We start from the raw sequence: 2,883 nt of genomic DNA on the forward strand, positions 1-2,883 counted from the left end.
CCGGGGGCTCTCGTCATACCACCCCATCCACGTGCGTGGCAGGCTGCTGGCGAGCTTGCAGGCCTGCGGACGAAGACCGGGCCCGTCGCCGGCTCGGGTGACCGGCGGACCGGAGGGACTCGGCCTCGGGTTCGGACTGGCTGGCGTGATCGGAGCCGCCGTGATCTCGGATCTGGAGAATGAGAGAGGTGCCGACGGGGTGGACAAGCGACTGAATCGGCTCACCCTCGAGCGTCGGCAGGTGTGGATCTATGCCGCGGCCATCGCCGCGGGTCTCGCATCGGGGAGCGCCATCCCGGCGACGGCGTCGATGGCCGAGGTGCTGCTGTGGCCGGTTCTCGCCCTGTTGCTCTATGCCACGTTCCTCCAGGTGCCGGTGCTGCACCTGATCTCCGCCTCGCGTGACCTACGGTTCACCGGAGTGGTCCTGTTGGGCAACTTCGTGCTCCTGCCCCTGATCGTGTGGGCGATGGTGTCTCTCCTTCCCGCCGATCCCGCGATCCGTCTGGGCGTGTTGCTGGTGTTGCTCGTGCCGTGCACCGACTGGTTCATCGCCTTCACCCAGCTCGCCGGAGGGGATGTGCCCCGGGCCGTCGCGGTGACCCCCGTCAACCTTGTTCTACAGCTGCTCCTGCTTCCTCTTTATCTGCTGCTCATGGCGCGAGAGGAGGTCACAGGGTTGATCAGGCTCAACGTGGTCGCGCCGGCGCTGCTGATCGTCGCCGTGCCCCTGATCGCGTCGACGCTCACGCAGTGGTGGGTCGATGCCCGCCCGGGGCGTCTTGTGGTGCGTGATCGATGGGCCTGGGCGCCGGTTCCGCTGCTCGCTGGTGTCGTGTTTCTCGTCGCCACGGCTCAGGTGGATACCGTGCTCGGTGCGCTGAACGTTCTTCCGGTCGTCGTCCCGGTCTTCGTGGCGTTCCTGCTCGCGGCCGCGCTCACCGCCAAGGCTCTGGCGGTCTCGTTCTCTCTCCCGCCCCGACAGGCCCGGACACTCGCCTTCGGACTCGGGACCCGGAATTCGTTCGTCGTCCTTCCGCTGGCGCTCGCACTGCCTGAGGGGTTCGAGGTCGCGGCAGTGGTGATCGTGGCACAGACCCTGGTCGAGCTCCTCGGCATGATCGCCTTCCTCTGGCTGATTCCGGTGGTCTTCAGGACCGACCAGCGGTCCGCCGACGGGGGACTGTGAGGACCACCGTGTCGACGGGTCCCGGGGCGGCGGATGTGGCCACCGCACCTATCTGCGCTCGGCTGGTGCGAGGGCGGAGCGACGGTTGTCCACGGTGGTGCCGGCACACTCCACCGAGAGCCTGCTGCGTGTGTCACACGATGGCGTCGAGGGCGTGGGGCAGCGTCGTGACTCCGTCGGTCGCGAGGAAGTGGCCCGCTCCCGGGACGACCTGAGCCGACGTGCCGAGAAGACCGGCCAGGCGGTCTGTGAGGTCGACAGGAACATGATCGTCGTCGTCGGAACGCAAGATGGTGAGCGACCCGGCCCTCTCTCGGATCCCGGACAGGTCCACGCCGTCACCGATGAAGTCGTCCAGTTCGGGTAGCCCCGGCAACGGGTCGACGAATCCCGAGACGAGCACGAGACCGCCCACCTCCCACGGTCCCGTCAGGGAGGCGAGGTGGCGCAGAACGGTGAGGCAACCGAGGCTGTGGGCGACCACGATCGTGTCTCTCCCCGGGATACCGAGCTCTTCTGCGGCGGTAGCCGCCCACCGGTCCGGAGATGGGGACGTGGACTCCGGCAAGCCGGGTACTCGTGTGGGGACCCCCGCGTGTTCGAGCTGTTCTGCGAGCCACCCGAACCAATGGTCCGCGGGCGTCGCACCGTACCCGTGGAAGATCACGGCCTGGGTGGTTCTTACCGACGTCATGCCACCGAACGGTAGACCGTGCCGCAAGGGAGGGTGAGTACAGCCCTGGCGGCCTGGGTGTCGTTCCACTCCTCCGCACCGGCTCGCGGCCGGGGATCACCGAGGGGAGTGTCCGACCGTTGCTCGGGTTCAGTCCGAGCGCGGGGCAGTCGCTCACCTGCTCGCGTTGATGCATCAGTGTGCTGCCGGGTTCGGTGTCCGGCGGGCACCGGAGACCGGGCCGTGATGCTCGGAGGTTCTCGACGCGGAACGACGCGAGGTGCGCGGCGGTCGCCGTCGATCGACACAGCACGGTGTACCCGGCCACGACGGTGCGCGGCCGGCCGGCGACATGCCGTGGTGCCGGCTCGGTAGAAGACCCCGGCCCGGCCGGAGGCGCGGTAGAGGCGGTGACGGGTGAGACCGGTGAGCCCGCACACGGTCGCGATCCGCACGCCGAGGCCCCCGCCCTGAGTGCCCCCCACACGGTCGTGAGTCGGGACGGCCACTCACCGCACGCGACGGAGCTCTGGGAGGACGAGCCGAGCACTGGGAGGACGAGCCGACTCCGCCCTGCAGCTCGAGCCGCACTGATGACCGGATCGCGTAGGCCCCGCCCCCTCGGGTCGGGTAGGACACGTGGTGGCAGGGGCGGAAGGCGGGCGGCCGGAGGGGGAAAACGGTAGGGACGCAGCGGGAAGACCCGTCTGTACGTGGCTTTGGCGATCTGCCGGCATGGGCCTGCAGGGGCGCCCTGGGAGGCGTTGACCAGCCGATTTGGTGTTCCGTTGGGGCGCGTGTAACTTTATCGGAGCCGCCAGGGAGCGGGGGTCGAGCCGAGAGGTTCGAGTCCTGGTTTCGGGCGGTGGCTTCGCGAAGGGGCGCCGAACGATCGGGTTGACCGATCGACTTCGGTCCGCTAGAGTAGGCGAGCTGCCTCCGATGGAGAGCGGCAACTTCCCCCGAAGGTATGTGGCGATAGTGCCACATGGCGACGGTGTGGTGGTGTTGTTTGAGAACT

General features: G+C 68.5%; 2 protein-coding genes. One reads left to right on the forward strand and one right to left on the reverse strand.

All coding sequences use genetic code 11. From position 1 onward, the window contains the following. Nucleotides 1–1,189, forward strand: a 1,189-nt coding sequence (locus G6017_RS10125; RefSeq protein ID WP_241731463.1) for a bile acid:sodium symporter, incomplete at its 5' end; no start/stop codon positions are given. 133 nt (nucleotides 1,190–1,322) lie between these two features. Here the strand turns inward: G6017_RS10125 and G6017_RS10130 are convergent. Then, nucleotides 1,323–1,883, reverse strand: coding sequence for an RBBP9/YdeN family alpha/beta hydrolase (locus G6017_RS10130; RefSeq protein WP_182617207.1), 561 nt, complete (start codon nucleotides 1,881–1,883; stop codon nucleotides 1,323–1,325). Nucleotides 1,884–2,883: the final 1,000 nt, after the last annotated feature.

The organism is Dietzia sp. B44, from assembly GCF_014145245.1.
Classification (GTDB): Bacteria; Actinomycetota; Actinomycetes; order Mycobacteriales; family Mycobacteriaceae; genus Dietzia; species Dietzia natronolimnaea.

Coding starts and splice junctions, on each gene's coding strand:
- G6017_RS10130 (WP_182617207.1), bottom strand. CDS start 1,883: ATGACGTCGGTAAGAACCACCCAGGCCGTGATCTTCCACGGGTACGGT.